Annotated in this window: 16 protein-coding genes, 3 pseudogenes and 2 riboswitches; of the genes and pseudogenes, 18 read left to right on the forward strand and 1 reads right to left on the reverse strand. The window is 38.1% G+C overall.

Features of this window, described 5'->3' with window-relative positions:
• The 16 genes and pseudogenes from PGW42_RS14935 to PGW42_RS15005 all read left to right on the forward strand — a co-directional run.
• The coding region (locus tag PGW42_RS14935; protein WP_270235164.1) for a hypothetical protein at nucleotides 1-564 on the forward strand (564 nt) is incomplete at its 5' end.
• A 370-nt stretch (nucleotides 565-934) separates the two neighbouring features.
• A complete protein-coding gene (locus tag PGW42_RS14940; protein ID WP_118217826.1) occupies nucleotides 935-1276 on the forward strand; it encodes a helix-turn-helix domain-containing protein in 342 nt (113 codons plus the stop codon).
• A gap of 212 nt (nucleotides 1277-1488) precedes the next feature.
• Nucleotides 1489-2004, forward strand: coding sequence for a hypothetical protein (locus PGW42_RS14945; protein ID WP_195502597.1), 516 nt, complete (start codon nucleotides 1489-1491; stop codon nucleotides 2002-2004).
• Between the two features lie 438 nt (nucleotides 2005-2442).
• The gene (locus tag PGW42_RS14950; protein ID WP_117834753.1) at nucleotides 2443-3009 is read left to right on the forward strand and encodes a TetR/AcrR family transcriptional regulator; all 567 of its coding nucleotides are present in this window, start codon (nucleotides 2443-2445) and stop codon (nucleotides 3007-3009) included.
• Nucleotides 2993-4438: pseudogene (locus PGW42_RS14955) on the forward strand (glycoside-pentoside-hexuronide (GPH):cation symporter). Before PGW42_RS14950 ends, PGW42_RS14955 begins: the two are co-directional and overlap by 17 nt.
• Before the next feature lie 40 nt (nucleotides 4439-4478).
• Nucleotides 4479-4853, forward strand: a pseudogene (locus tag PGW42_RS16185) (extracellular solute-binding protein); the annotation flags it as partial.
• A gap of 21 nt (nucleotides 4854-4874) precedes the next feature.
• Nucleotides 4875-5615, forward strand: coding sequence for a glycerophosphodiester phosphodiesterase (locus tag PGW42_RS14965; RefSeq protein WP_270204017.1), 741 nt, complete (start codon nucleotides 4875-4877; stop codon nucleotides 5613-5615).
• Between the two features lie 15 nt (nucleotides 5616-5630).
• A pseudogene (locus PGW42_RS16295) lies at nucleotides 5631-5756 on the forward strand (HAD hydrolase-like protein); the annotation flags it as partial.
• Nucleotides 5757-5906: 150 nt separating this feature from the next.
• Nucleotides 5907-7427: a putative DNA modification/repair radical SAM protein gene (locus PGW42_RS14970; protein ID WP_270204018.1), complete on the forward strand. Its 1521-nt coding sequence runs from the start codon at nucleotides 5907-5909 to the stop codon at nucleotides 7425-7427.
• Nucleotides 7428-7480: 53 nt separating this feature from the next.
• Nucleotides 7481-8275: a TIGR03915 family putative DNA repair protein gene (locus tag PGW42_RS14975; RefSeq protein ID WP_270204019.1), complete on the forward strand. Its 795-nt coding sequence runs from the start codon at nucleotides 7481-7483 to the stop codon at nucleotides 8273-8275.
• 196 nt (nucleotides 8276-8471) lie between these two features.
• Nucleotides 8472-8547: riboswitch (cyclic di-GMP riboswitch) on the forward strand.
• Nucleotides 8529-8786: a hypothetical protein gene (locus tag PGW42_RS14980; protein WP_156330666.1), complete on the forward strand. Its 258-nt coding sequence runs from the start codon at nucleotides 8529-8531 to the stop codon at nucleotides 8784-8786. Its footprint overlaps the riboswitch before it by 19 nt.
• A 72-nt stretch (nucleotides 8787-8858) precedes the next feature.
• Nucleotides 8859-9908 carry a GGDEF domain-containing protein gene (locus tag PGW42_RS14985; protein ID WP_173690397.1) on the forward strand — a complete coding sequence of 350 codons (1050 nt, stop codon included), beginning with the start codon at nucleotides 8859-8861 and terminating at the stop codon, nucleotides 9906-9908.
• A 97-nt stretch (nucleotides 9909-10005) separates the two neighbouring features.
• Nucleotides 10006-11496 (forward strand): HD-GYP domain-containing protein, encoded by a 1491-nt coding sequence (locus PGW42_RS14990; protein ID WP_118217832.1) that lies wholly within the window; start codon nucleotides 10006-10008, stop codon nucleotides 11494-11496.
• 225 nt (nucleotides 11497-11721) lie between these two features.
• Nucleotides 11722-14580 carry an ATP-binding protein gene (locus PGW42_RS14995; protein ID WP_270204020.1) on the forward strand — a complete coding sequence of 953 codons (2859 nt, stop codon included), beginning with the start codon at nucleotides 11722-11724 and terminating at the stop codon, nucleotides 14578-14580.
• A gap of 146 nt (nucleotides 14581-14726) precedes the next feature.
• Nucleotides 14727-14817: riboswitch (cyclic di-GMP riboswitch) on the forward strand.
• 233 nt (nucleotides 14818-15050) lie between these two features.
• Entirely contained in the window at nucleotides 15051-18257 is a 3207-nt protein-coding gene (locus PGW42_RS15000; protein ID WP_270204021.1) for a hybrid sensor histidine kinase/response regulator, read from the forward strand.
• Between the two features lie 306 nt (nucleotides 18258-18563).
• Entirely contained in the window at nucleotides 18564-20486 is a 1923-nt protein-coding gene (locus PGW42_RS15005; protein WP_270204022.1) for a hybrid sensor histidine kinase/response regulator, read from the forward strand.
• A 329-nt stretch (nucleotides 20487-20815) separates the two neighbouring features.
• Here the strand turns inward: PGW42_RS15005 and PGW42_RS15010 are convergent, their stop codons facing one another.
• The gene (locus PGW42_RS15010; RefSeq protein ID WP_330677069.1) at nucleotides 20816-21133 is read right to left on the reverse strand and encodes a helix-turn-helix domain-containing protein; all 318 of its coding nucleotides are present in this window, start codon (nucleotides 21131-21133) and stop codon (nucleotides 20816-20818) included.
• A gap of 234 nt (nucleotides 21134-21367) precedes the next feature.
• Between PGW42_RS15010 and PGW42_RS15015 the strand changes: the two genes are divergently transcribed.
• Both PGW42_RS15015 and PGW42_RS15020 read left to right on the forward strand, forming a co-directional pair.
• Nucleotides 21368-22243, forward strand: a complete 876-nt coding sequence (locus tag PGW42_RS15015; RefSeq protein WP_270204023.1) for a tyrosine-type recombinase/integrase — start codon at nucleotides 21368-21370, stop codon at nucleotides 22241-22243.
• A 299-nt stretch (nucleotides 22244-22542) separates the two neighbouring features.
• Nucleotides 22543-24014, forward strand: a 1472-nt coding sequence (locus PGW42_RS15020) for a PucR family transcriptional regulator (RefSeq protein WP_270235166.1), incomplete at its 3' end; no start/stop codon positions are given.

A 24014-nucleotide genomic window follows, 5' to 3' on the forward strand; every position in this document is an offset into this window, starting at 1 on the left:
TTCAAGCAACAAATACAGGAGAATAAACCCTTAACAAATAGGGACAAAAGGATTATAGAGCGTTTTAGAAGTGGCGCAGATTTCTTTGGCGAAAAAATATGTGGCAGAGAAACATCAAGACTATTCGAACAACCATATACTTTTGATCTATTTGATGAGTGGCAAGAAAAGCACTTTAAAGAACACCCGGAAGACAAAGATAAAACAATCGAAGAGTTATTTGACATACGGCTTTCTGAACAAAAGCTATATCATTACAAAGAAGTAAACGGCAAATATTATGGTGCAGAAATTCCAAAAGAAATACATCACACAGAATATTTCCGATATCTATATTTCAATGTAAAGTATGAATTTAGTGAGAAAACGTATTACAGATCTATCCCATATACAGACAAGGATAAGCAAGAAAGTATATGGGATAGGGAACGCTGCTTCGTTGCACAAGAGATCAGTGAATGGAGAGTGGACAAACTAGAAGATTGGCAGCGAGATCTTATTGAAAAAATAAGAGTCGGTGTTGAGCTGAAAGACGATGATATTGTTAAAGCAATGGGTTATTAAAATCTAAATGATGGTTCTCATAAAACATCTTTAGGCGAATTATGGCTTCTCGTTCTTTGCGAAGTTTAGCAAGAGATTCTTCATCAGATGAAACAAGAGCCTCTTTAATCGAGGAATCCAACGATTTATGATAGAAACAACAAGTTCCAAACTAAATAAAATTCATATTTTATTTAGACTACTAATCGTCTGAAACAAGCAAATATTGCTTAAAACAGAGGATAACGATTTTTACGAAAAACAGAAAAATCATGTTTGCGAAAGGATATTTTCTGATGTTTTGGAGACTGATACTGGTGATCCGATGCTTTCTGTGTTATAATATATAAGTTATCAGGGAACTTGATTCTGAATCATGGAGGCACAAAGTATGGAACCCATGTATTTGTCAATCCAGCCGAAAAAGACTGGAGAACGCATAAGAAAGCTACTCTTGGAAAAAGGATATACAATTCGGGAAATCCAGGGAGCTTTTGGATTTGAAAATCCGCAGGCCATTTATAAATGGCTTTCCGGCAAATCGTTACCCAGTATAGACAATTTTATTATTTTAAGTAGATTATTACATACTACGATTGAAGATATCCTCGTCATTGACGGGGATATTTCTCATTACATAGGAAATTTCATTTCCTATGTAATAAAAGCTTCCGGCAGGATGCGCACTGCGGCGTATAATGAAGATGTCGCAAGCGACCGCCACAGGCGCTAGAATGTGCTTCGCACATTCTTTGTTCTTTCTGTGGAGTTTTAAACTGTTGGTTGAATGACAAACTGCTATCATATAATTATAATTAAATCAGAAGTTGAGGAACAGATATTATTTATATGGTGTTCGAGAATTGCGGGAATTGCATAGCAATGGAGCAATCCGGTTACATCATTTATATTGTAAGCAAGAGAACAGTATGGGAGGCAAAAATCATGAAGAAAATTACATCAGCTTATGCAAACAAGATGTTGAGAAGCCTTGAGGAAGATAAAGCATTCTGGGTAAACAAGGAGGCAGCATCCAATACCTATGTGGCAGCGGTCAATGAGGAGCCGGTCATTCCGGAATATGATTATATGACCATTGCAAATACAATTGACGAGATTGACAGGAAGATTGTTACTATCAAACATACATTGAACCTGACAAATGCCACCGCAAAAGTGCAGGTCGGCAATCAGGAGATGAGCATTGACAGCATTCTGATCCGAATGGCGCAGCTTAACAAAAGAAAAGCTGTTCTTGACGATATGCGCAAGCGGCTTCCGAAAATGCGTGTGTATAGTAATTCCTTCAGTTCATCCGGATCGGTACCGGAATATAAATATATCAACTATGATCTGGAAGTAATCCGTCAGGAATACGACCGTATTTCCAATACAATTATGGAAATGCAGATTGCACTGGATCGTTACAATCAGACAGTATTGTTTGATGTGGATATCTAAGTAGGAATTTCCGTACAGGGTATATCTTCAACAAAGCTTATAGACGGTTGGTTATGGTTCAATGTCATCGTTTATTGGTTATTTGTTATCAGGTTATGTGTTCTTGTTCATAGAAACATTTTTGGAAAAGTATACAATTTAAATTTTTAAATCCCCCTGTAAAAAACCTGTGTCAGTTCACAGTGTAGAGGTACGGTTTCAAGCACGCAACAGCTGTGGAAGCAATTCCGCAGCTGTTTTTATACTAAAAAAAATTGCAACCAAGAGAGTTTTAAATCAAAATGTATCCGCAGAAAAAGAGATGTCATTCAATATTAAAAAGTTACCAAAAACAAGAAACTATTTTTGTGAATTTAGTTGCTTGTTTTTTTGTGTGCAAAGATGCTACAATCAAGGAAACTATTACAAGAGAAATAGTTTCCAAAAGGAGATGATCTTGTGCCGAATCAAAATTTAAAAGGCGATATTCTCGAAGCAACCATCCAGGCATTTCAAAAAAAGGGATTAAAATTTACAATGGATGATCTTGCATCTCTTCTGGGAATCAGCAAAAAAACAATCTATACTGTTTTTCCTGACAAAAATTCGTTGGTTCTGGAGATGGTTGATTATTGTTTTTCCTCGATCAAAGAAAGTGAACAAAAAGTTCTTCAAGATCTGAGTCTGGATACGGTTGGTAAAATCAGAGCAATTCTTGGTGTGTTACCGGAAGGGTATCGGGAGCTTGATCTCAGACAGCTTTATCAGCTAAAGGAGAGGTATCCCGAAGTTTATGAAAAAGTAAAATCCCGTCTGGAAACCGGGTGGGAGAGTACGATTTCATTACTGGAACAGGGCATCACAGAAGGAAAAATTCGAAATATCCAGATTCCAATTTTAAAAACCATGATGGAAGCCACATTAGAACAGTTTTTTCAGAGAGACGTGCTGGTCCAGAATGGAATTTCTTATCATGAGGCATTAGATGAAGTCGTATCCATTCTGATCGATGGCATTACAATCTGACAAGGGGGAATTTGTTATGGGAGAAGTACAGAAACTAAAAGGAAAAGAAAAGTTTGCCTACGGAATCGGGGCTGTAGGGAAAGATATGGTCTATATGCTGTCAGCGTCCTATGTCCTTTATTATTACTAGGACATCATGGGTGTCAGTGCTGTGGCAATGGGGGTGATCCTGTTTATCGCCCGAATTTTTGATGCATTTAATGATCCGATCATGGGAATCATCGTAGCAAAGACGAAAACCAGATGGGGCAAGTTTCGACCGTGGCTCTTTATCGGTACACTGACAAATGCCATTGTTTTGTATCTGATGTTTGCTGCACCGCCCTCTCTTTCAGGCAGAGGACTGGTTGCTTATGCGGCTGTAACCTACATACTCTGGGGCGTAACTTATACGATGATGGACATTCCATACTGGTCTATGATTCCTGCTTTTACCGAAAGTGGAAAAGAGCGCGAAAATCTTTCTGCAATGGCACGTTCCTGTGCCGGCGTTGGTTCTGCCATCGTCACGATCATTACTGTGCTTTCTGTATCCACGCTTGGCAAACTGGCAGGCGGGGAAGGTGCATCGGAAATTGAACGGCTTGGATACCGCTATTTTGCACTGATCATTGCGGTTTTGTTTTTCATTTTTATCACGATTACCTGCCTTTCTATTAAAGAAAAATCTTCGGTAAATATGGAAACAGCAACGGTAAAAGAAATGTTCCGGGCACTGTTTCGCAATGGCCAGGCAATGACCATGGTTGTGGCAATTGTTATGATCAATACCGCATTATATATTACATCGAATCTGGTCATTTACTTTTTCAAATATGATTTCAGTCCGGAAGCATGGCAGAGCAATTATACGTTTTTTAATACCTTTGGCGGTGCATTCCAGATTCTTGCGATGATGATTTTGTTTCCGCTGCTCCGGAAATTTATGAATACGATAAATCTTTTTTATGTCAGCTTTTCCATGGCATTTGCAGGATATCTGATCCTTCTTGTGATTGCATTCTCCGGAAGTACCAGTGTTTATCTGCTTCTGGTTCCGGCATTCCTTATTATGTCGGCGATTGGTATGCTGAATGTTATTGTGACGATTTTCCTTGCAAATACGGTAGATTACGGGGAATTGAAAAATAACCGGCGTGACGAATCGGTAATCTTTTCGATGCAGACCTTTGTGGTAAAGCTGGCATCTGGCGTGGCTGCACTTGCGGCTTCGATCGTTATTCAGATCTTCCAGATCAAGAAGGATGAAACGGCAGAAGTACTGACGGTAATCGCACCGGCTTCCAGGCTGGGACTTCGGATGTGTATGACGATCATTCCGATTCTTGTATTGCTGATCGGATTACTTGTGTTCCGAAAACATTACATATTAACAGATGAAAAGACAGAAGAAATATCCAGAACACTGGAAGAACGGAAGAGAGCATAATATTTATATCTATAATTTTATAACGAAATTTTAGTGGGACAGTTTGCGGACTGAAGATCCAAAGAAACTCTGTGCAACATGGGAATTCGTAAAATTCCTGATCTCTCCGGAATCACAGGCATACTGGAATGCACAGACAGGATATTTCCCGGTTACCACAAAAGCACACGATGAACAGACATTCAAAGATAATATCGCGCAGTATCCTCAGTTCCAGACAGCAATCGGGTAGCTCCATGATTCTTCACCGGAATATTGTGGTGCGCTTTTAAGTGTATTCCAGGAAGCAAGAGCAACTGTTGAGTCTGAAATCGAAAGCATGCTGAATGGAAAAGAAGATGTCGACACAGCAGTACAGAAAATGTCAGATTCGATCAACAAAGCGATCACTGACTACAATACTGTAAATAATTAAAAAGAATCGAGGCAGTAAACAATGAGCAAAACAAAAATATTTGCACACAGAGGTGCAAGCGGATATGCACCGGAAAACACGTTGGAAGCATTTGCACTGGCAATCACACAGGGTGCTGACGGAATCGAGCTTGACGTACAGCTTACAAAGGATGGAATCCCGGTTGTGATCCATGATGAAACCATCGACAGAGTTACAGAAAAAAAAGGATGGGTCAAGGATTATACCTTAAAAGAGTTAAAAGAGCTTACAGTACTGAAAAACAAATTCCCGGAGTATTCCGCAGCAAAGATCCCAACCCTGGAAGAAGTACTGGATGCGGTAAAAGCATCCGGTATCCAGGTCAATATTGAGCTGAAAACAGGAATTTACTGGTATCCGGAAATCGAGCAGAAGGTTGCGGATCTTGTAAAAAAAGCCGGAATGGAAGAGCGGGTGATTTATTCTTCCTTTAACCATTACAGCATCCAGCAGATAAAGAAAATTGTGCCGGAAGCAGAAACCGCTTATCTGTACAGTGATGTAATCCTGAATGTTGCAGAGTATGCGAAGAATACAAAAGTAGACGGACTGCATCCGGCAGTATATCATGTAAAAATGGCAGATTTCCTGAAAGAATATCTGGGCAGCAATCTGAATGTCCGTGTCTGGACAGTCAATGAAAAAGCGGATATGAAATGGTTGATCGATGCAGGAGTAACTGCAATTATCACCAATTATCCAGACATGGCAGTGCAGATCAAAAAAGAAGCGGAAGCATAAGATCATGCCGGTGTTGAGACAGTACTTGTATTATCCGGTGAGGCAACAAAAGAAGAAGCAAAGGCATACGAACATCAACCGGATTATATAATGTCATCCGTTGATGAGTTGCATGAAGCATGGATCAAAAGTATTTCTTAAATAAAAGAAAATATGTTTACTAAAACAGGGTATATATGGCAAATGAAGCTGTACATACCCTGTCTGTATATTCAGATCAATTCTTGATTGCCTCTGTTTTGACTGTAAAAAACACTTGCACAATCGAACATATGTTTGTATAATAGAAATATGAATACAGAAATGACAAATGAGCATTATACAATACAGGAAAAATTACGTATTCTTGCTGATGCTGCAAAGTATGATGTCGCATGTACATCAAGCGGCTCAAGTCGCCGGGGACAGAAAGGAGGGCTCGGTAATGCCGTTTCATGTGGAATTTGTCACAGCTTTGCGGCAGACGGAAGATGTATTTCTTTACTTAAGATCTTAATGACCAATCATTGTGTCTACGATTGCAAATACTGCATTAACCGTGCGAGCAATGATGTAAAAAGAGCTACATTTACTCCGGAAGAGATCTGTAATCTTACAGTCGAATTTTATAAACGGAATTATATAGAAGGACTTTTCCTAAGTTCCGGTATTTTGAAAAATCCAACCTATACGATGGAAAAGATGTGCGAGACCCTGCTTCTTCTCCGCACCAAATATCATTTTAACGGCTACATTCATGTGAAGACGATTCCGGGGGCTTCGGATGAATTACTTGCGGCTGCCGGTTATCTGGCAGACCGTGTCAGCGTGAATCTGGAACTGCCAACTTCTGAGGGCCTTCGTAATCTGGCACCGAACAAGACTATGCAGACAATCCTAAGTCCGATGGGAAAGGTGCAGAATACCATTGCCGCACATCGCATGGCAATCGGAAAATCATCATATATGGAAAGAAGCCGTGGAAATCAGTTCCTGCATAACGGAATTTTTTCTGATACTTCCAAACAACAGTTCCAAAAGAAACTGGAGAGCAGAGCAGCGCTACAGAGAGGAACCGATGTATCCAAGACTTCTGCACAGTCAAATCCTGCGCTATTGGATTCTTCCTTCACCTGGAATCAGGCATATCAACTTGCACCACATGATATGTCTAGATTAAAACGCAGCTTTGCACCGGCAGGACAAAGCACCCAGATGATCATCGGAGCGACAGGTGAAAGCGATTATACCTTATTACAGACCACACAGCAGCTTTATCAGGGATTTGATCTGAAACGTGTCTTTTATTCGGCATATATCCCGCTGAATGAAGATCCTGTTCTGCCTGAGATTGGAACTCCACCGCCGCTTTTGCGTGAACACAGGCTTTATCAGGCAGACTGGCTGCTCCGGTTTTACGGATTTCAGGCAGATGAACTTTTAACCATAGAGAAACCGAATTTTAACGAACTTCTGGATCCGAAGTGTGATTGGGCATTACGCCATCTGGAATTATTTCCCGTTGAAGTAGAAACGGCAAGCTATGCAGAACTCCTCCGCGTACCCGGAGTCGGACCGAAATCAGCCAGCCGTATTGTAAATGCACGAAGATATGGCAGAATGGATTTCACAAGTCTGAAGAAAATGGGAGTTGTGCTGAAAAGAGCGCACTATTTCATCACCTGTGGCGGAAAACAGATGTATCACACACCACTTGAAGAGACTTATATCACAAGACAGCTGGTCAGCGTAGACCGGAAGGAATCCTGGGAAATGGCTCATGCAAATGAAGGATTTTCACAGATGACACTTGCTGATTTCGGAATTGGATAGTTACATCATTAGGGCAGAAAATACTTATAGCAATATGAGAAAGCAGGAAATTTATGAAGATATATACTTGCAAGGACCGGTTAGAAGACATCATGACATGCATCTATGATGCATGGGCAGATGCTTTGCTAATCGGTCATGATCAGATACAGTTGAAAAAAGAACCGATTTTCCAGACAACATTATTGGACGAATATATCCATGTAGATGGGGACAGCTTCAAAGCAGAAAAAGTCACCCGGTCTATCCGCAGAGATATTTCTTCCAGAGCATATCTGTATGTGTATTACGCATCCCTTTCAGCAGAAGAAGACGCACTGCAGGCAATCTATAATTTTTTACGAGTTGGATTTGCAATAGGAGCAGATGTACTTGAACATTATACGAACCCACATGTGATGCGGATTATGGAATTATATCGTAATGTTGGAAATGAAAGCCATCATTTCCGTGAATTCGCCCGGTTTCAAAGTCTCGACGGGCGTGTCTATGTCAGCCATCTGGAACCCAAAAGTGATGTGATCATGCTGGTTGGAAGACATTTCGCAGACCGTATGCCATCGGAATACTGGATGATCGTTGACGATAACCGGAAGACCGTCTGTGTCCATCCAAAAGACGGAGAAAATTATCTTCGTTATCTGACGGACGGAGAGTTTGAGGCACTTCGGAAAATAGAAGAGTACGAAGATGAATACACTGGGATGTGGAAGACATTTTTCCATACGATCGGGATCAAAGAGCGGGAGAATTATGTCTGTCAGAGGAATCTTTTTCCGATCTGGAAGAGAAAGCATGCTGTGGAATTTAAAGAACAATCGCAGGAATTAAAAAGCAGCAAAGAATAACTCTGGTTAAAAATCATGAGCAGAAAACAGTGATGTCAATGCTGCGTGAACTTCAGAAGTAGAAGAACAGTTCGAGTATATGTATCGGCTGTTCTTTTTTTGCTTTTAAGCGTAAAAACGGTAATTTTTTTCTTGTACATAGTCGAGCATTAGAGTATAATAAACTCAGTTTTTTTCATATGTTTAAAAGCTATAATAAGAAAAACGGCAAAACAGATGAAAGTCTGCGACGCAAAGCTATAGGGCCTGTAAAATGGTAGCCAGTTGCCACGTTAAAGATGCATTGTCTGCAATGACAATGCTCTTTTTCGGTTTGGTTGTCCTGGTGAATATAGGCATTCGTGCAGATAGCAGTCAAAGGGATTTGACAAGGTCAAGAGCTGAATTAAACGCAGTAACGTATGCAGATCATATGAAGGCTGATATCGTGAGAGGAATTGATATTACAAATTTGGCAAAACCTCTGGATATTGAAAAGATGAAAAATACTATCAAAGATATTTGTCCCTAATATAGGGAGAAAGTAAATGAATAGCATAGTTATTAAAATGAATATTATTTGAGATTCGGGATAAATGGTGAAATGCAGACAAACAAGAAAAATAAAAATATAATAGGTATTATACAGAGTTTCCTTATATTGATATTAGTGGTTCTTATTATTTTTATGATGATTCAGATTAGCAGGCTGCAGGGGACAGCACGCGTAATAAATTATGCAGGTCTGGTACGTGGAGCTACACAGCGCGAAGTAAAATTAGAAATTACAGGAAACCAAAATGATGAATTAATTAAATATTTGGATGACATTCTTCTTGGATTGAGATATCAGGATGGACATTATAATCTGGTAAAACTCAATGACGAAGAATATCAGGGGAAATTGAAAATCCAGAGTGATTACTGGGATAAATTGAAAACAGAAATTGAAGCAGTAAGAAACAAGGGATACGAAAATACAGACATTGTTAATATGAGTGAAATATATTTTACGATGGCAGATGAAACTGTCTCTGCCGCAGAAAGCTATTCAGAAAAGATCGCTATAAAGATTCGTACTATAGAGCTTTTGTCGGCACTTGATATGTTGATTCTGGTGATATTGGTTATTATGCAGACTCTAAAGGCAATGCAGATGGCAATGCAAAACAGATTGCTGGAACAGAAAGCATTCGTAGATGCCCATACTGGGCTGCCAAATAAAAATGCCTGTAATGAGCTTCTTAATAAAAAAGATATAATTACAGGTTCTACAGCATGCATAATGTTTGATTTAAATAATCTAAAAACTGTAAATGATACAATGGGACATTCCGCAGGAGATCAGTTAATATTGAATTTCTCAAAGTTTTTGCGAAGTGTTATTCCAGAAAAGGATTTTGTTGGAAGATATGGCGGAGATGAGTTTATAGCAGTCATTTATCATACAAATGAGGCGGAAATTAAGGAAATATTAAAAGGTTTGTACAGAGAAAAAGATAGATTAAATAGTTATGAAAATCAAATACCAATCGACTATGCATGCGGATGGGCATTATCCTCCGATAATATGTCGTGTACAATGCAGATGTTATTGGATGATGCAGATGCTAATATGTATAAAAATAAACAGTTATGCAAGAAATATAATTAGCATTCTTAAGAAAAGTGATTAAAAAACTATCGATAGGAAGTGCCTTTTTTAATTTATAGGATTTCTAAAGACCACAAGAATAAAGGAAATAGAAAATATGAATAAAAGACAAAAAATACTGATTGCCGATGATGCAAAGTTTAACAGGGATATATTGAAAGAATTTCTTGGAGAAACCTATGATTATCTGGAAGCTGAAAATGGAAATCAGGTAATCCAGATGATAGGAGAAAATATTGGAATTGATCTGATGCTTTTAGATATCAATATGCCACAGATGAATGGTTTTGAAGTCTTGGAAATAATGAAAAGAAGCCAGTGTATTGATGAAACTCCAGTTATTATGATCTCTGCTGAAGAATCTGTTGATGTTATGCGTAAAGCATATGAAATGGGAATTACAGATTATATTACACGACCTTTTGATTCTGTTATTGTAAAGAAAAGAGTCCAGAATACCCTAGAACTTTATGCGAACCAAAAGCGTCTGATTAATGTGGTTGTTGATCAGGTTTATGAAAAAGAAGAAAACAATGATATTATGCTCAGGATTCTGAGCAATGTATTAGGGTCACGCAACAGTGAGAGCAGTGAACATATTTTACATATCCGTACTGCGACGAAAATGATGCTGAGACAACTGTTAAAAACAACGGATGCTTATCATCTGACGGAGACCGATATTGCTATAATCACAACCGCTTCTTCGCTTCATGATATTGGTAAAATACGCATTCCGGAAGAAATACTGAATAAACCCGGAAGACTAACCGATGAAGAATTTAAAATTATGAAAACTCATAGTGAGATTGGAGCATCCATGATCTGGGATATGCATTTTTTACAAGATCATCCACTGGTACATACCGCATGGGAAATCTGCAGATGGCATCATGAAAGATGGGATGGAAAGGGTTACCCGGATGGTCTGAAAGGTGAAGAAATACCAATTTCTGCACAGGTGGTGTCTATTGTGGATGTTTATGATGCTCTTACCAGTGAACGATGTTATAAGAAAGCATTTGAGCATGATACCGCAATCAAGATGATTCTGGACGGGCAATGCGGGCAGTTCAATCCGGTTCTTCTTAAGTGCCTGAAAGAACTAAGCCTTCAGTTTTCCAAGATGTATACGAATGAAACGAATGATAATAAACAGTATTATGAAGCACAGAGGCTCTCTGACGAAATACTAAAGGAAAAGTCTTTACCCCGTAAAAATTATTCGCAGCATGTCATTAAGCTCATGCAGGAAAAGATAGAGTTTTTTAAAATGGACAGTGGCAAAATTTCCATTGAGTATAATGCAATTTCAGGTCGGCTGATTATAATTAACGGAAACCGGCAGATACTGTGTCAGAGAGATGATCCGAAGTTTGATATATTCAAACTGTTCGAAGTAAGCAGTGAAGATATTCAACATATCAGAGCGTTACTGGACCAAACATCAATACAGAATACAGAAATCTCATTGCAGTTAATGGCAAAGGTGGAAAATAAAAGGCAGATGTATGATCTGAAACTGCATACCTTATGGTCTTCTTTAAAGAAAGATGGATATATAGGAATTGTCGGATATCTCTCTTGATTGGTGATATTATTTTTGGATATATCGAAATAAGAAAAAGGATAATGTAATTACTCTGTTAGTAAATTGACACAAGTTGGCTGTAGAGTATAATTATAGTAAAAGTACAGAAGAGGCTATCGCAAAGATATTTATAAAAATGTTGTGGGGGTATTGAACATTAATGAATGTAAAATTAAAATCTGGAAGCAAGCAAGCGACTGTAGCCTGGAGGGTGGGAGAAAGATGAAGAAGTGCAAATTAGTACAGAATATAATGAATTTCAAATTTTGTTACATTATATTTTGCACAATTATATGTTTTATTGTTTTATCCGTTCCTACATTTGCCAAAGAAAACTCTGACAATGTTATCCGGGTAGGATCTTTTGAGGAAACTTATAATGTAGTCAATGAAAAGGGAGAAAGAAGCGGATATGGTTATGAGTATCTTCAAGATATTGCAGGTTATGCAGGTTGGACATATAAATACATAACAAGTGATTGGAAAAACTGCTTTACACAGTTGGAAAATGGAGAGATTGACATTCTTGGTGGTATTTCCTATACAGACGAACGTGCTGAAAAAATGCTTTTTTCCGATATGCCTATGGGGGAAGAGAAATATTACATCTATACGGATGCATCCAATATGGATCTTACAGCAGGAAATTTGGATTCTTTTGAGGGAAAAAATATTGGTGTGTTTAAAGATAATATAACGGAGGATGTGCTTAACGAATGGGAGTTAAAGTATGGTCTGCATACGCAGCATGTCAATGTTTCTAATACCGCAGAAGTTATGGACAAACTGTCGAAACATGAAATTGACTGCTTCGTTTCGGTAGAAGAACCCCGTTGGGAAGAATCGGAGATTTCGCCGATTACAAGTATTGGAGAGACAGAAATCTATTTCGCTATAAATCCCAAACGTCCGGATATCAAAGAAGCACTGGATAGTGCTATGCGCAGAATCAAGGATGACAACCCATTTTACACAGATGATCTCTACAGGCGTTATCTTTCTGCACAGAGCAGCTCCTTTCTTTCAAAAGAAGAAAGGGAATGGATCGGGCAGCATGGAGCAATCCGGATAGGGTATCTGAATCAGGATGGAGGTATCAGCAGTGTAGATCCATCAACAGGCAAATTGACAGGTGTTATCACAGATTATGTGGATCTTGCAGAAAATTGTCTGCAAGGTCAGACTCTGGAATTTGAATTAAATGGATATGATACAAGAAGTGAACTGCTTCAGGCATTGCAGGATGGAAAAATAGACTTGATTTTTCATGCAAACCAGAATCCATACTTTGCAGAAACAAATGGATTTGCTTTGTCGGATACTCTATTGACTCTCAATATGGCAGCAATTACGGCAAAGGATTCTTTTGATGAAAATAAAGAGAATATAGTTGCCGTTGAAAAAGATAATTTTGCATTGAAAGCATATCTTTCATACAATTATCCGCAATGGGAGGTTGTGGAATATGAGACATCAGATGCAACAGTAAAAGCAATGCAGAAAGGGGAAGCAGATTGTATTGTAAGCAATTCAGGTACTGTTTCAGACTATTTGAAAAATAATAAGCTTCATAGTGTTTTCCTGACAAAAGAAGCTGATGTTTCATTTGCTGTTCAGCAGGGAGAATCGGTTCTTTTGTCCATTCTGAATAAAACACTGACATCTATGCCTACAACTCAATTTTCAGGTGCAGTAGTTTCGTATAATGTTTCCTCACGAAAAGTTACAGCGAAGGAGTTTATTCAGGACAATTTACTGGTTGTCTCACTCATAGTTGGAATCTCTATTTTTGTTGCCCTGTGTATAATTCTTGATTCTTTGAAAAAATCAAAACGTGCGGAAGAAAAATCCAAGAAGTCTGCTGAGCAGGCATTGAAGCTGAATCAGGAGCTTGAAGAAAAACAGCAGGAATTACAAAATGCACTTGTAGAAGCACAGAGTGCCAATAAGGCTAAGTCTTCCTTTTTAAATAACATGTCTCATGACATCAGGACACCGATCAATGGCATTATGGGCATGCTTACAATTCTTGAAAAAAGCGGAAATGATGGTGAGCGGGCAAAAGATTGCCTGAATAAAATAAATGAGTCTTCGAAACTGCTATTATCATTGGTAAATGATGTTTTGGATATGGCAAAGTTAGAATCGGATACCGTGGTTTTTGGTGATGAATCCATCAATCTGGATCAGGTATGTAAAGAAATCACGGAGTCGCTATACTTTCAGGCAGAAGAAAAAGGACTTCATGTTATGGGAGAACATGATGATTACAGTGGTATATATGTTTGGAGCAATGCAGTTCATCTGAAAAAAGTATTGATGAATCTGTTTACAAACAGTATGAAGTACAATAAGGTGAATGGTTCTATTTACATGAGTATGAGAACGATTGAAAGATCAGAAGATCACATGACATGTGAATTTAAAATAAAAGATAATGGAATTGGAATGTCAGAAGAATTTATAAAAAATGAATTGTTTACTCCATTTGTACAGGCAGATAATTCCCCACGTTCTGATTATAATGGGACAGGTCTGGGAATGCCTATTGTGAAACAACTTGTAGAAAAGATGGGCGGAACCATAACAGTTGAAAGCAAGCTTGGTGAAGGAAGCTGTTTTACTGTAATACTTCCATTTAAAATTGATACGAATGCACGGCCGGAAGAAAAAGAAGATTTCAATGCAGATCTATCAGGTGTCCGGATATTATTGGCTGAAGATAATGAGCTGAATGCGGAAATAGCAGAATTTATGCTGATGGAAAATGGGGCTGAAGTAGAAACAGTGAAAAATGGGTTAGAAGCTGTTCAGCACTTTGAAGCCTGCGAATCAGGAACATATGATGTTATTTTAATGGATGTCATGATGCCGGTGATGGATGGGCTTACTGCCACAAAAACAATAAGATCCCTGGAACGGCAGGATGCAAAAACAATCCCTATCATTGCTATGACTGCAAATGCGTTTAGGGAAGATGCAGAAAAGTGTATGGAAGCAGGAATGAATGCACATTTGTCAAAGCCGATTGTGATTGAGGAAGTTATAAAAACGATTTTAAGGTATGTTCATAATGATTAGCAGGGTTCATGAATTAGTGGAATACAATTGACAGAAGGGCTAAAAGATGACAATGCAGGCTGGCATACGCAAAATACACAGATTTTCTATCCAACATTATTGACGTGTAAAAATTTTTATGGTATTTTTATTTCTAAAAAAAGATATTATTTTAAAGGCAAACCTGTTGAAAGGCAGGAGCGCAAAGCCAGAAGGGACTAAAGTCAGAAAGCTTGACCATGTCAGCCGGTTGCCACTGTTTCCATATCATCATAATATATGGAAAAGATGTTTGAACAGAAGAGATTCCGATACCTTTTATACTATATAGATGTGTCATTTTAGAGAAATATAGTAGGGACACTGGCAGATTTTGGCAAGTGTCCTTTTTGCATGCAAAAATGGATAACAAAACTGGCAGGGACAGGTTTTCTGTATACAGATAAAAGCAAGATGAAGAAGGCATAAGACGGAGAAAGGATTTTTATAAAATGAAAAATTATGAAGACAAAATATATTCCTTAGGTGAGACTGTAACGGGGCAGACACAGGTCATGTCACAGGTCGTACAGAAAACACTGGAAAATAATGGCGGGGTAGGTATAATGACAGGATCTTATGACCAAAACCTGTCTATTTTGTCTGTGAATAATCTGCTGTTGCATAGTACGGGATATACATTCGATACTTTCATGGAACAGACAAAAGGCTCATTGAGAAATTTCTTTTATGACGAGGAAGACAGACTGGAGCGAGACCGTTTTTTGCAGCTTCACGGAACAGGAGAAGCACAGATCCTTGCAGCAGACGGTACAGTGAAAAATGTACGGCTTTGTAAAGAGGATGCGACAGATGAGGCGGGCAGACAGATCTGGGTTATGTCCGTACAGGTCAACTGGGATCATGTAAATTTGACACTGCTCAATGAGGCTATCTGTTCCGGCTTCTGGTATTTTGACTGTGACGAAAACAGTGAGATTGTGAATGTAAACTGGAGTCATGAATTCCGAAAAATGCTTGGCTATCATGACACTCTGGACTTTCCGAATAAACTGGAATCCTGGTCGGATCTTCTGCATCCACAGGATAAAGAAAGAGTAATGGTGCAGCTTCAGGCGGCAATTAAGGATAAGACGAACCAGATAAAATACCAGGTAGAGTATCGTATGAGAATGAAGGATAATCAATACCAGTGGTTTCGGGCATCGGCAGAAGTAATACGCCGTCTGGATGGTTCTGCCAGCAGGATTGCCGGAATTTTTATTAACATTGATGGGGAGAAAAAAGAAATCATGCAGGCACAAAAATCTGCTGCTTTCCACCGGGCTTTTACGAAAGCAGATTTGTGCGAGTATTATGTGAATCTGGAAGCGAATACTTTTGATACCTTTAAGGTTGAACCGTCCCTGATGACCGTCTTTGAACAGAGTCATACGTGGGATGAATTGATCCGGCATTTTGTGGATTCCTATGTTGTGGAGACAGATAAGAAGGCGGTATCCTCTTTTTACGACCGTGGTTATATTGCAGAAAGGCTGAAGGGTCTGGAAACCGAATTGGCTTTAGAGTGCCGTATCACTCTGAATGGAAAAGAACGATGGGTCCGCAATGTGGTCATACGTGGCGAGATCGAGGATTCAGAATATGCCATGATCTTTCTGCGTGATATCACAGAGGCAAAGGTAGAGAGCGCACGGCATCTGCAGATGGCAGCGGATAATGCTTCCATGGAGCAGCTGATTCAGAGTATTGTGCGTCTGGTTGACCGCTTTGTTGTCTGTGATCTGGAAAATGACAGATATGAATTCTACAATCTGAATGGACAGATGATATATAAACCTCTGGGATTTTATCATGATTTTCAGATGCAGGTTCTTGAAAAATATAAGACACTGGAACCATTGGAAGCTATAGATATCCTGATAACCCCGGATAATATTCGGAAAAAACTGAAAAGTGAAAATGATATTTATAAGTTTGAGTATTGCAGCCTGGATGAAAAGACTTATAAAATCGCTTCTTATATTCCCTTGGAATGGAAGAATGGAAAGCTGGAAAAGGTATTGCTGGCATCCATGGATGTGACACAGGAAAAGAAAGCAGAGATTGAATCCCGTCAGGCACTGAAAGAAGCTTACCGGTCCGCAGAAAATGCAAATCGTGCGAAAACGGAATTCCTTTCCAATATGTCCCATGATATCCGGACACCAATGAATGCGATTGTGGGTCTGACGGCAATCGCAGGAGCAAATATTGAGAGCCAGGACAGAGTCATTGAATGCCTCAGCAAGATCACAGAATCAAGCCGCCATCTGCTGGGGCTGATCAATGAAGTATTGGATATGGCACGTATTGAAAGTGGAAAAATGACACTGGCACAGGAAGATTTCAATCTGTCAGAGCTGGTAGATAATCTTATTACACTTACGAAACCGGTGCTTGATGAACATAAACATAATTTTGATATACACATCAATCATATTGAACATGAGGCTGTCTGTGGTGACAGCTTGAGGATTCAGCAGGTATTTTTGAATCTGATGAGTAATGCGATCAAGTATACACCTGATGGTGGAAATATTACTTTTTCGATAGAGGAAAAACCCAATGGATTTTCAGAACTTGGATGCTATGAATTTACGATTGAGGATAATGGAATCGGTATGTCACCGGAATTCCAGAAAATCATGTTTGATCCTTTCAGCCGTGCAGATGACCAACGGACAACCAGAGTTCAGGGAACCGGTCTTGGAATGGCAATCAGCAGAAATATTGTGAACCTGATGAATGGTAATATTAAAGTGGAAAGCACCTTACATAAGGGAACTAAAATTACAGTAACAATTTATCTGGAGCTTCAGGAACAAGAAAAAGAACAGGACAAAAATCTGATGAATCTGCCGGTTCTGGTAGTGGATGATGATAAGACATGCTGTGAAAGTACAGTTGCCACACTGAAGGAAATCGGTATTATGGGTGAATGGGTTCTCTCTGGCAGGGAAGCGGTTGAGCGCTGTTATGCACGACATGAGTTGAAAGATGATTACTTTGCTGTTATTTTAGACTGGAAGATGCCGGAGATGGATGGTATAGAAACTGCCAGACAGATCCGGAAGCGGATAGGTAAAGAAATCACCATCATTGTACTGACATCTTATGAATTCAGCGAGATTGAAGAAGAAGCAAAGGCGGCGGGCATAGATGCTTTTATTGCAAAACCGCTGTTCCGTTCCCGGCTGACGGCTACACTGCGGCAGTTTACTTCAGGCAGAAAAGAAAATACAGCGAGAAATTATCTGGAGAAACTGTCAGAAGCAGATTATACAGGAAAAAGGATTCTGCTGGTTGAGGATAATGAGTTGAACAGAGAAATTGCTGGTGAAATTCTGCAGATGACAGGTGCAAAAGTGGAAACGGCAGAAAATGGAAAAATCGCAGTTGAGAAAGTGGAAGCTTCTCCGAAAGGCTTGTATGATCTTGTTTTTATGGATATCCAAATGCCTGTCATGAATGGTTATGAGGCAACTGCAGCAATCAGGAGCCTTCCGGGTGAAAAGGGAAAACTGCCTATTGTTGCCATGACTGCCAATGCTTTTGCAGAAGATGTACAGCTGGCCAAAAATACAGGCATGAATGGACATATCGCGAAACCGCTGGATATGAATAAGCTGAATGATGTTCTGGAAAACTGGCTGTAATTGCCTTCCTGGATGCATGGGAAAAGCAGCTAGGAAACATAGAGAGGGTTTTGTGATACAATGTTGCATCTGAATACCGCTCGCTGATCCGTCCATTTCTGGATGTTTCTAGACTTTCAGCAAGATAGAAGGCGGAAGAATGCATTTCCACAGAATACCGTATGTGTGATGGCAGTTGGCACAGGATGCTTTTTACTGTAAAAAAAAGGGATGAGTCTGGAAATGTAACCCATGTTTGCAAAATACGTGAAGAGTTGAGGCGTTTTTGTATTAAACTAAAATTAGGGAAAAGACATGTGAAATACGATGATGAAAAATAACTATATAAAACAAAAAAGAAAAGATCAAAATCCGGTAAATCATTGGAAAATTTTTGAGGGACGGTTGGTATTCCTTCTGGCAATGGTGATTTTGTTTGTTGTTGCATATACTTTTATTTTACAACAAGCATATACCCAAACTGCTCTGAAAACAGAAATTGAACGAGATATTTCCAGTGCAGATGCGGTTCATAAGCTGGTAAATCACAGACTGGGACGAAAAGATTTTAATGAAATAAAAAGTAAAGCTGATGAGAATACAGAACTATTCAAGAATATGTCGACATATATGAATGAAATCAGAACGCTGAATTCTACGAGATATATTTACACAGCAACCAGAAATGAAGACGGTAGATTGATTTACGTTGTAGACGGACTGGATCCATCGGCTGGTGACGTCAGACATCCAGGAGATCCGATTGAAAAGGAGATGGTTCCTTATATAGAAAAAGCACTTTCTGGAAAAACAGTATATTCTCAGGATATTGTTGATACAACATGGGGACCTATTTTTACAGCCTGTTATCCTGTGACAGCGGAAGATGAATCTAATGAAGTGATAGGTGCTTTCTGCATAGAAATGGATATGCAGAAAGCGTATGGAATGGTTGAGAAGACGAATAAGTTAAGTATTGTACTGGGATGCATTACAGCGTGTATTTTGTTAATATTATGTACCTGTGGATATTCTGTATATAAGAAGCAAAAAGAAAATGAGCAGAAACAGCAAAAACTGTTGCAGGAAGCTGCAAGACTGGCCGATTCAGCTAATAAAGCAAAATCAACATTTCTGTTTAATATGTCTCATGATATTCGTACCCCTATGAATGCAATCATTGGATATGCAGAATTGGGAGAGAGACATTTAAAGGAGCCAACTATATTAGAGGATTACTTTGAAAAAATATTATTGTGCGGAAAGAAAATGCTGCATTTGATTGATAACATTCTTGAATTAGCACGAATCGAAAACAACCACGCAACGCTAGATGAAACAATAACAGATGTTTCTAAAAACTTTGATTTATGTATTGATATGTTTAGGAAACCGATAGAAGAAAAACATCAAACACTGAAAGTCAATAAGAACATTCGATATCCATACCTGTATATGGATGATGCAAGATCATCTGAAATTACGATTAACATTTTGAGTAATGCTGTGAAATACACGGGTGAAGGCGGTAACATAAGCTGTACATTGAACCAATATCCCGGCGAAAAAGAAGGTTGGAGTGTATTAGAGCTTATCATAGCAGACAACGGAATCGGAATGTCAGAAGAATTCCAAAAACATATTTTTGAATCATTTTCACAGGAACGATCTTCGTCAGACAGCGGAATAGAAGGTAGCGGACTTGGCATGGGAATCGTGAAGAAACTGGTGGATTTAATGAATGGCAAGATCACAGTTCAGAGCAAACCGGGAGCAGGTTCTACTTTTACAATCACGCTTCCATTAAAAAAAGCAAATGAGGAAGAAAGGAATCCGAAACATGCAGACGGTCAGTTGAATATCAAAAAACTGGAAGGAAAAAGGGTTCTTCTGGTAGAAGATAATGACTTGAACGCAGAAATTGCAACGGAACTTTTGACAGAAGAGGGAATCATGATAGAAAGAGCGGAGAACGGCGTTGCATGTATTGATATGCTTAACAAAGCAAAGCAAAATTACTACAGTCTGATTCTGATGGATATTCAGATGCCGATTATGAACGGATATGAAGCATCCAGGAGAATTCGAGAACTGAAAGACGGTAACAAATCGCAGATTCCAATTGTTGCAATGACAGCAAATGCTTTTGAAGAAGATAAGAAGATGGCTTTTGCAAGTGGCATGAATGATCATGTTGCAAAACCAATAGATATGAATGTATTATTGCCGACTATTATGAAATATATGTAAAGGAAGAAAGAAGGACACTGATTTTGCAGTCAGTGTTCTTCTTACATATCAGTCGACTAAAGAAAAACATTTTATAGTTGTACATTATCTCGTTGAGAAGGGTAAATCTGTGAACTTTGTTCACTAAGCAGAGCAGTGAAATTTTGACGAATGATATTTAAAGTCTTTTGCTTTTTCAGTAATTCTTGTAATCAATAAGAAGATTATTCAAGAAAAACAGGGAAAAGATAAGCCGGAGAGAGAAGCTGATTTTGGTGTGAGATAATTGAAAAAGGAATGGAAGTTACTGTTTTGGTAGCTTTCATTCCTTTTTTGACGTGAGAGAAGAGTTATTTTTGATTAAATAGATTGTTACATTCATCTATAATAGCTTCAACTGTGCGTACCTGTGATGGTGTGAGCTTGCGGAGCTTATCTGAGAGAATCAACAGATCCTTATCTATAATTTCACCAGTGAGCAAATAGTCGGCACTTACTTCTAAAGCAGAGGAGATTTTTAACAGATTTTCAGGTCTCATTGCCCGTTTTCCTGATTCCGCATAAGAAACAAACTGGGTAGTAACTTCCCCTTTTCTGCAAGTGCTTCTTGAGTGAGTCCCAGCTTTTTTCGACGATCCATAATTCTTTTTCCAATTTCCTATAAACATAATTCGTTATCCGACATTAGTATAAAACCTCTCCTCTCGTATTGTTAAATTATATCCACAATAGATGATAAAAATAAGCGTCTACTGTTGGCTAAAATCAACAATACGATATATTATCAGAGATAAATATTGAAAAATCGTGGATGCATAACAAGTAGAAAAAGTAGTGTATAGGAATACGAAAAAGCGAACAGCTATAATGAAAGAAAATGAATTTTCAGGAGGACTATGATTATGGAACAGATGGATTTTTCAATAGAGGTATCAGAAAGTGAGACAGAAAAATTTGCAGATTATTTATACCAGAAAGAAAATGCAAAGGCAACAATCAATAAATATATGGCAGATATAAAAAAGTTTTTATTTTTTTTGGCAGATGATAAGCGGATCAATAAAAAAGTATTGTTGCAATATAAAGAATGGCTTGTTCAAAAATATGCTGTCAATAGTGTTAATTCGATGCTTGCCGCATTGAATCAGTTCCTGGAATTTTTGAATGTAGGAAATCTGAAAGTGAAAAGAATAAAAGTGCAGAAGCAGTCTTTTTTACAGGATCAGAAAGAAGTGACAGAAAAAGAATGCAGGAAATTGATTGCAACAGCTATGGCAGAAGGAAAAGAACAGCTTGCATTGTGTATTGAAACAATAGCATGTACAGGAATTCGGATCAGCGAAATAAAATATTTTACAGTGGAGCGTGTAAAATCTGGAAAGATAGAGATTTATAATAAAGGAAAATATAGAAGAATTTTTTTGCCGAAGGTATTGCAAAGGAAACTTCTTTCCTATTGCCATAATAACCAAATAGCAGAAGGTTGGATATTTGTCACGAAAAATGGGAAGTTAAAAGACAGAAGTAATATTTGGAGAGAAATGAAACGATTAAAAGAAAAGACAGGAGTAGCAGAATCAAAAATATTCCCGCATAATTTTCGACATCTATTTGCAAGGATTTATTATAAAGTAACAAAAGATATTACAGGTCTTGCAGATTTACTTGGACATAGCAGCATCAATGTAACGAGAATATATACAGCAACTACAGAAACAGTGTTCCAAAAGAAGCTGGATAAGATTGTCGAACAGGAAATATTGGAATGTACAACATAATATCTGTTATGTTGTTTATGGACAGATTACTTTTCGTACGATATAATGTTAAATAGCACCATGTTATCTGTTATGCTGTTCATATTACATAGTTCCTTTCTGATTTTTTTGGTAGCTGTGCCCTATTTAAGTACCGCTCTTGGGAAATTGGCTATAATCTTTATTATTTTTATTGTTTAAAGTTCTCTTTTTGAGGAAATGAATGACTTGCAGAAATAGGGTAGAACAGGTTAATAGAGACACTGTACAACATAACAGATATTATGTTGTATTGATTTTGCAATGGATAAGGAGTAACGATGGCATATACTGTAAGAAAATTACTTGAATCAGAACAGTTTCCGAAAATGAAGCTGCTTTGCGGTGAAAAAGGTCTAGATTTGGAAGTGAAAGGCATTCGAATAATCGAAATTGAAGATATGGAGCGATACCTGACGGGTGGTGAAATACTCATAACCAGTCTTCAGGTATATTTATCATGCAGTGATCGAGAAGTAGAGCAGCATTTTGAAGATTTAGTTAAAAGTGATATAAGTGGATTCATTGTAAAGAAAAGAAAAGAATATGATCCTACAGGACGCAGATTGAGTTTATTAGAAAAACACTGCAAAAAATATGAAATTCCTCTGGTAGAAATTCCAGGAGATTTATATTACTGGGGAATTATCCGACATGTTATGATGCAGGTATTCGATAAAGACACTGCACGCTTAAAGTATTTTAAAATTACACATGATAATTTTAATACGTTTATTTTAAAAAATAATGGATCAAGCAATACAGCAAGTGATATTATCAAATTTTTAAGCATCATGATCGAGAATCCTGTTGTATTGTATTATGGTAATCTTAATTGTATGGTTTCAACAAACTTGGACAACTCCAAGTTAATATTGTCAGATGAAATTCAGCCATATAAACCCAATATTATTACGAAATTTCAATATATGAAGCAGATGAAAGGAAGCTGTGTTCAATATGTAGTGAAATTTGCCATATTGAGTGAGGTGGAAATATATATAACAATAACAGAAGAAAATAGAGAACTGACAGAACTTGATTATATGGCAATCGAAAATGCGATTATTAACTTGCAGTATGGATTTTTGAGTGAATTTGCACAGGATGAAGTGAAAAAGAAGTATCAGAGAGATATTATCCATAATATTCTGAATGGATTACTGAGTTCGAAAGAAATGACTGAAGCGGCAGCACAGCTCGGCATGAAAGAAAGCGATACTTACAGGGTTGTTGATTTTCATACCATCAAAAAAAATGTACAAAGAAAATATACAAAAGAACAGCTTCACGAAGTAGGTGTTATCGTGGGTGAATTGACGTATCTTTTGCCGGATGCGCTTATTTACAGAAATATGGATCAGATTGTTATGATTCAACAGGTAGATTCCAATCAGACAGAACTGGAGTATCAGAAAGAGATGGAAGAAGTAGAGGATGTTATCCAGCGAAGCATCCTTTATAGAAAGAAAGATACAGACTTTCAGATTGGTATAGGAAAAAGTGTGGAAGGGTATCAACGGCTGAAAGAATCTTATCACGAAGCAAGTCGGGCTATCAAGTATATAGACATTATCCGCCTGGTGACTGGTGATAAGAATAAGTCAGTAGTACATTATTCGAACCTCGGATTTTTCCAGATATTCGGCGAAATTGATGATGTGACGGAACTGGAAAGATACATTCCGGAAACATTAAAGAAATTATATTTATATGATGATGAACATAAGGGAGAATTGATTACAACCTTGCA

Source organism: Coprococcus sp. TM115-187, from assembly GCF_027679115.1.
Lineage (GTDB): Bacteria > Bacillota > Clostridia > Lachnospirales > Lachnospiraceae > Allocoprococcus > Allocoprococcus comes.

Bases quoted from the DNA above. Each gene is read 5' to 3' on its own strand.
- PGW42_RS15010 (WP_330677069.1), bottom strand. From the start codon at position 21,133: ATGTTTATAGGAAATTGGAAAAAGAATTATGGATCGTCGAAAAAAGCT.
- PGW42_RS15000 (WP_270204021.1), top strand. From the start codon at position 15,051: ATGAAAAATTATGAAGACAAAATATATTCCTTAGGTGAGACTGTAACG.
- PGW42_RS14965 (WP_270204017.1), top strand. From the start codon at position 4,875: ATGAGCAAAACAAAAATATTTGCACACAGAGGTGCAAGCGGATATGCA.
- PGW42_RS14995 (WP_270204020.1), top strand. From the start codon at position 11,722: ATGAAGAAGTGCAAATTAGTACAGAATATAATGAATTTCAAATTTTGT.
- PGW42_RS14940 (WP_118217826.1), top strand. From the start codon at position 935: ATGGAACCCATGTATTTGTCAATCCAGCCGAAAAAGACTGGAGAACGC.
- PGW42_RS15005 (WP_270204022.1), top strand. From the start codon at position 18,564: ATGATGAAAAATAACTATATAAAACAAAAAAGAAAAGATCAAAATCCG.
- PGW42_RS14945 (WP_195502597.1), top strand. From the start codon at position 1,489: ATGAAGAAAATTACATCAGCTTATGCAAACAAGATGTTGAGAAGCCTT.
- PGW42_RS14980 (WP_156330666.1), top strand. From the start codon at position 8,529: ATGGTAGCCAGTTGCCACGTTAAAGATGCATTGTCTGCAATGACAATG.
- PGW42_RS14985 (WP_173690397.1), top strand. From the start codon at position 8,859: ATGCAGACAAACAAGAAAAATAAAAATATAATAGGTATTATACAGAGT.
- PGW42_RS15015 (WP_270204023.1), top strand. From the start codon at position 21,368: ATGGAACAGATGGATTTTTCAATAGAGGTATCAGAAAGTGAGACAGAA.
- PGW42_RS14970 (WP_270204018.1), top strand. From the start codon at position 5,907: ATGAATACAGAAATGACAAATGAGCATTATACAATACAGGAAAAATTA.
- PGW42_RS14975 (WP_270204019.1), top strand. From the start codon at position 7,481: ATGAAGATATATACTTGCAAGGACCGGTTAGAAGACATCATGACATGC.
- PGW42_RS14990 (WP_118217832.1), top strand. From the start codon at position 10,006: ATGAATAAAAGACAAAAAATACTGATTGCCGATGATGCAAAGTTTAAC.